The organism is Cysteiniphilum marinum, assembly GCF_014857925.1.
Taxonomy (GTDB): Bacteria; Pseudomonadota; Gammaproteobacteria; order Francisellales; family Francisellaceae; genus Caedibacter; species Caedibacter marinus.
The window spans coordinates 1-6,832 of sequence record NZ_JACYVZ010000058.1 but is presented as its reverse complement, the minus strand read 5'-3'; the positions used below and the strand labels follow the sequence as shown (position 1 = coordinate 6,832).

The window sequence follows — 6,832 nt, the reverse complement described above, 5'->3', positions numbered from 1 at the left end:
AATGGCTCAAATGATGTTAACAGATCGTTTTAACGGCTGGCTTATGAGTGATGGTTATGCGGCTTATCGTCACTATGACAAACGCTTTAGATGTTTAGCACATTTATACCGCAAGGCACGTAGTCTTTCTCAATCGACCGATAGAGAAAACAAGCGCTTTGGCGATCTAACCATGAACTTAATTCAAAGTATCATGAGTAGGATTAAACAAGCCAGAATAAACAATGAATTTTCGATTATTTCTGATTTTAGGTATCGACTGTTTATCTTTAAGGCTCATTGCCTGAAATACAGAAAGAGTCAAAGTGCTAAGGCACAAGCTTTAGCAAAAGAATTCTTAAACGACTGGGACGCGATTTTCAGGATATTGTCGCACCCAGAATATCCTATGACGAATAATGAAGCTGAACGCGCCTTACGTCATTGGGTTATCGTTAGAAGAATCAGTTTAGGTTCTCAATCACAGCTAGGTGCTGAGGCGACAGCTTTGTTAGCTAGTGTGATTGAGACATCTAAGAAACGACGTGAAGATGTTATTACTGTGATTGCTAATGCTATTAAGGATTGCAAAAGCAGTAATCCATCTTTGGAAATTAATAATATCGTTCAGATGGCTGCGTGATTTTAAGGCGTGGTCTCTGAACATTTACATAACTTGCAGGTGTTTCTGATGTGAAAATTGAACAAAAAAACATCAAGTTATTTAGGAGTATAAGTAAAAATGGCAGGTGAACAAGGTTTTAAGTCTCAGTTAATTAATGTACTTTCGGAAGAATGGAAAGGAAAAAAAGTAATAGAAGAACTTCTTTATGAGTATCAGCAGCAAGAGCAAAAAGATTTAAATGAAAATTTTTTAGATGCGGATTGGTATGGAGGAAAGACTATTGATGGCAGCCCAGAAAACTCAAACTCTAAAGAGGTTTTAAAAACACTTTTTTCTAAATGGACATCACAGGGGGCAGTTACAGTTAACGGCATAAACCACCTAAAATACGAAGTTGACACAGCCCAAGGCAAACAGACTGCCTATATATCACCTAGAGGTGGTAGTCATATTAGGAATGAATTTCGTGGGCAGGTGTTTATTGATTTTGCAGATAAATATCCTCAGATGTCAATCGAACTTTATATGAAGAAATATTATTTACGCAATTCACTTGCCATGAATATATGGGCTGATTGCGAAAATAATTCTTTAGAAATTAGCGATATACTCGCATTGAATCTTGCTGATGTTGTAGTGAATAGCATGGATAAGGATAAAGATGGTATTTATCTTGTTGATGAAACTATAGATTATACTTCTTATGTTACTAAATTTATTGATGAAAAAGTAGCTAAGTTAAATGACATTGGTCTTAACGTAGATAGCTACTTACCTGTATTGTTGGAAGACCCTGATTGCTTTAACACGCTAAAAACAAATAAAGAAGCATTTGAAAGATTAAGTGAAGATGGCTTAGATCACAAAGTTTTCATTAAAGAAGCCATAAAAAATCCTAAAATAATCGATAATTTTTTAGCTTGTAAAGTAGGTCTAAATAAGGTTCAACAAGATATAAAAACAAATCGGATGACCTTAATAAATATTAATAAAGATAACATTTTAAAAGGCATAGCTGCTTGCATTGATTATGCTGGCAAGAATGAAGGATTTAAGGGTATTATAGTTACTGCTTTGGAATCTGATGATCCTAATGGCATTTATAAACTAGCATTTGCAGAATCTATTGAAAACGGCGTACCTCCAGAGCAAGCACTAGAAGTGTTTGGAGATTCTGAGTTTTCAAAAGTTATTGATTTCTTGAACAGAGCTAGAAAAGAGGCCATCAAGGAAATCTTTAATGACAAGCAATTTAGAAATCGCATCAAAGAGATGGGTTTTGAGACTGATAAAAATATTGATACGCAAAGAGCCTTTGAGATTGCAAAGAATAAAGGGATAGTGCTTGAAGAGGCATTGCGTGTCTTAAGTGAGCCAGAGCTAGCACAGAAGTTATTACAAAATGAAAATAAAGCTGATGAAGAAATCAAAGAGTTTTTTAAAGAGCAGCAAAAAAAAGTATTAGATGAAATAGCATTAAAGAATGTTAATGATCGAACTGCTAGTGCTAAAATTGCTATTGATTGGTTAGTCAACGCTAAACTTGAAACTAATTCAGGGATAACAGAGGATGAAATAAAAAAACAGTATTTTGAATCACCAAACCAACAAGGCATTAATTTATCTTACGCTATTAATTATCTAGATGCTAAAAGAGATAAAGAAGGGCAAAAACTTTCCCTACATCCTTGTGGTGAGGGTAATCAATACCCCGTTATGCGTCAACTTGCTGAAAATCCTAAGTTGACCAAATTTATCGCACTAATGGCGAAAAGTGATCTGGCTATCTCAGGTGATCTTATTAAAACAGTTTTTGATATGATCTCAGATACAAATAAGCAAGATAAATTTCTTGAGAATTTTTCACAGCTTTATCAAAATCAAGAGTTTGATTTAAAAGCTAGCAAAGAGACATTTGTTAGCAATGCGCTGAAGTATGCAGATATAGTTGCTTCTTCAGATAAGCCTAATTTAGATCAAGAGCAAACATTCAAACGCCTGCTACGAGGTGAAAATGTTGAGCAGATAAATAATAATGACATTATTGCAATATTGACTCCAGAAAATATAGATAACTTTAGCCATAATAGTCAAGTACTGAAAACACTTGCTATCCCATTAAATCTGCAAAACTTAGTACTTTTAGCTGGGGTAGAGGGCAAGCTTTTTGTTGACACCTCTTCACTTCAAGTTGTATCGCAACTGGAGAAATTGAAGTCTTCACTTAGCGGTGTAGATAAAGAAATAGATCAACTAAGCAGTAAATTTTATCAACATGCGACGAGTAACTCTACTGATCGTATTATGATGAATAAGGACGATATAGCTGCGCTTGATCGAATTGGAAAAAAATGTACAAAACACACACTAAAAGAATCATTCAATTTGCTCGCATTTAGGCTTCTGCCTAAGGCAATTTGCCACAATAAATTCAGAGAAACGAAAACAGCTATTGATAAGGAAAGCACATGGCAAAAATTATCTGATCAAATAAAACCAATTATATCTGCTTCATCTGAGGTTGATTGTCCCAATTCAAGAGGGACCTGAACGCTTACAAATAAATTACATTTTAAAGTCTGGAGCCCCGCCTTTGCAGAAGTGAAGATACTATAATTGCCGCAAAAGCGGCAATTTATATTGGTAAGTTGAGTTTGAGTGGTGGTGACTAAGTTTTAAAGGTCATTATAAACATGATGTTACGTATCATGATTAGTAACTAACCTTAGGAATTTTTAATTTTTCTATATTGTTAAGCCTACATAGATCTGGTTGAATTACGAATTATACATTGTCAAGTGGCAAAATACTTGGATAGCTTAAAATACCAAAAAATTGGATCAGCTATGTATAGGTTGAAGCGCAAAGAACCTTTTTAAGTATGAGTTTGTAATTTGACAAGTGATTTTTATTATTTACGGGAGTAATATAACTATGCCTAAGCCAGTTAGGTCTGTAATGAAGAAAGCAGCAGTAAAAAAAAATATTGGTAGTGTACGAGCATCAGAATCTAATAAGTTACATATTGCTGGCAAGACTATCTTGAGAAATATAAAGGATCTAGCTGGTTTAAAAGATGATAAAATAGTAGCTATGCAATTAAATCAAGCACAACTAAAAATAGTTGGAGATAGTCAGACTGGTTTGGATCAAGCCTTATACTTAATGCAAGCTCTGCTTAACGATGCCTCTAAGTTCAAGTGGAGTAAATCAAAAATTGTTAAAGGTATTAATGATCCAAAGACACCCCAAGATAACGACTTTGCTACATTGCTTGCTATTGCTCTAAATTTTTCAGTTAAGGGTGAAGCTACTAAAAAAAATGCAGAGAAGCTTGAGAAATATTTACGCAAAGCTAATATTAATATTGATTTATTAAAGAGTTTACAACCCAATGAAGAAGACTTAACTCAAGAGCTTGAACGTTTAAAGGGGACTTATAAGCATTATGATGATGAGTGGGTTAAGAAAACACTTGAGGAGATATCTTTTGTTGGTGAAGTTGAAGATAGTGAAGATTTTGGCAAAAGATTGGCCATGACTGCGATTGACCAAAAGAGTGTTCGTGGACTTGGGGTATTAAAGGCACCACTTGTTCAAGCAGAAGAGTTTGATATATCTAATGAAAGTGATAGGCCAATAAGCGATAGGTTTGGTGGTGTAGGAGAGGAAAAAAAACCATCATTAGGGAATGAAGATAAACATACGCCAAGACAAAGACATTTTTCTGAACTCCATGCAGGAACTGTCAATTATTCTATTAAAGCCAGAGAAGGCAGATTTGTGGGGTCAGAGGTAGGTGTGGAACACTTTGGTGTTAAAAGTGAAGTTCTGAAGCCAACTCCTGTTGAAAGTACTCAAGTGCTTCAGTATGCAAGTAGTTCAGAACTTGAAGAGAATTCCACTGAGACGTCAGCGATAATAGAGGATGCTGATGAAACAAAAGCAGCAATGGTTACAGAAGCTCAAGCTACAGAGTTCGCTTTTGCTGACAGTGCTCAAGTATCTCAGCATGCAGGTAGTTCAGAGCTTGAAGAGAATTCCACTAAGACGTCAGTGACAATAGAGGATGCTGATGAAACAAAAGCAGCAATGGTTACAGAAGCTCAAGCTACAGAGTTCGCTTTTGCTGACAGTGCTCAAGTATCTCAGCATGCAGGTAGTTCAGAGCTTGAAGAGAGTTCCACTGAGACGTCAGTGACAATAGAGGATGCTGATAAAACAAATGCAGTAGTTACACAAGTTCAAGGCGTAGAGCCAACTCCTGCTGATAGCGCTCCAGTACTTCAATATGCAGATACATTGGAACCTGCAGACTATCCCACTGAGACGATAGGGGGTGTCGGTGAAACGCAAGGAAATAAAATAGCAGAAGAATCAAATAAGTCTACAGTTTTTATCAATCAAGCTGTTGATGCTGGAGAAGTAACTCAGTCAGGTAGATTAATAGAATCAGAATCAGTTGAATCGGGTTATAATTCTGATTCTACTAGCTTAGCTTCAACACAGCGTTTAGATGAGTTTGATGACTCTATAAGTTTACAGTTCAAGAAAAATGAAACTATAAAAGCATCAAGTATGGATGATGTTGGGGATTGGTCAGAAGGTGATGAAGACCAAAGCAATAATAGGGAACTTGCTGGAGTTGACCTCTCAGTATTTGCAGAAGAATTGCAAAAGGCGAGTAAATCTGGAGAATATAGTGGTGAAACTCAAATGAAACAATCTAAGGCAAATGATGAGATCGCTGAGTTAAGGAAAAAAAGACATCTTGATAAGGCAAAGGAAAAAAAATCAATTGAATTGTTTTTTGCTGAAAAGGCTAAAATACCTAATAATGCTGATGTACAGCAAAAAGATGAGACCGTTGTGGGTAGTAGTGAAGATAGCCCTTTAGGTGAAGATGAAGCATGGCAGCCTTTTCTAGGCTTCTGTCGTAAGTTTATAATTGCAGAGATAGTGAATTTTATGGCTTCTTCTAATGAGGACATCTTTGTTATTAGTAAAGATCAAACGATAATGCCTATAGTTAGGCAGGCACTTTTGGAAAGTGACTCTGAGTTGGATTTGGGCTTGGTTTTGATGCATAAAATTATAACACTAGAGCATGGTAAATTAAAATTGAGTATTATGGAAGACTTATTCAGATCTGAGTATATAGGTGGTAGTGAGCCTGAGTCAGCATCGAGTGTGATTATAAGAGGTTTAAGTCAAGGTACAACCGAAGCATCAGAACTTAAGGGGGAGATTGAAAAGATAGGAGATTTTATGAGTAGCTGGGATGAATATTTTTCTCAGCTTGATGTCTTTGATGACGATGAGTTTGATGATGAGTTTGATGATCAGTTAGGCATGGGTCATCAAATTAATGCAACAAAAGTAGCAACAGCAGAATTTCAAGGCACAGAGCAAGCTCCTGCTCCTGCCGGTAGTTCTAAGGCAGTCATTAGTGAAGAAAGCAATGGCGGAATAACAACCAATAAAAATTTGAGTTCTACAGTTGCAGATGAACTTGAAGAACTAAACGAACAAAAAAAAGTCACATCAAGGTTGGAGAATGAAAAACTCTATCAAAAAATAACACAACTAGAACAAGCTTTAAAGAAGAAAGAGGCTGAACAGGTTAGTCTTACAGGGCAAAAGGATGCTGCTCAGGAGAAAGTAACAAGTCTTCAAGGAGAAATGGCAGAGTTAAATAAGAAACTTGAAGATGCCAATACTGCTAGCAATACAAAAGATGAAGAGTTAGCTAAATTTCAAGAAAATTTTGATGAGAGTAATGCTAAAATAAGTACACTTGAAAGCAGCCTGAGTGCTATTGAGAAAGAAAAGAAAGGCTTACAAGATGAGAACAATCTAGTTAAGAAGAAACTAAATAGATTAAATGATGAACTTTCTGCTGAAAAAGCAGCATTAGAGGCGAATAAAAAGCAATCTGAAGAAGAAATAAAACAATTAAAACAACAGATTGAAGAGAAAAAGGCTGAACAGGTTAGTCTTACAGGGCAAAAGGATGCTGCTCAGGATACAGTAACAAGTCTTCAAGGAGAAATAGCAGAGTTAAATAAGAAACTTGAAGATGCCAATACTGCTAGCAATACAAAAGATGAAGAGTTAGCTAAATTTAAAGAAAATTTTGATGAGAGTCTTGAAAACAGCTTGAGTGCTATTAAGAAAGAAAAGAAAAGCTTACAAGATAAGAACAATCAAGTTCAGGAGGAAGTAAAT

3 protein-coding genes are annotated in these 6,832 nt (G+C 35.7%); all 3 read left to right on the top strand.

The features are described 5' to 3' along the window. Positions 1-622: IS66 family transposase (locus IE867_RS13745; RefSeq protein ID WP_225630078.1), on the top strand; the 622-nt coding region annotated here is incomplete at its 5' end. 99 nt (positions 623-721) lie between these two features. Then, positions 722-3,154, top strand: coding sequence for a hypothetical protein (locus tag IE867_RS13740; protein WP_192485286.1), 2,433 nt, complete (start codon positions 722-724; stop codon positions 3,152-3,154). 384 nt (positions 3,155-3,538) lie between these two features. After that, positions 3,539-6,832, top strand: a 3,294-nt coding sequence (locus IE867_RS13735) for a hypothetical protein (RefSeq protein WP_192485285.1), incomplete at its 3' end; no start/stop codon positions are given.

Excerpts from the sequence above, each read along its gene's own strand:
- IE867_RS13740 (WP_192485286.1), top strand. The coding sequence starts at position 722 with ATGGCAGGTGAACAAGGTTTTAAGTCTCAGTTAATTAATGTACTTTCG.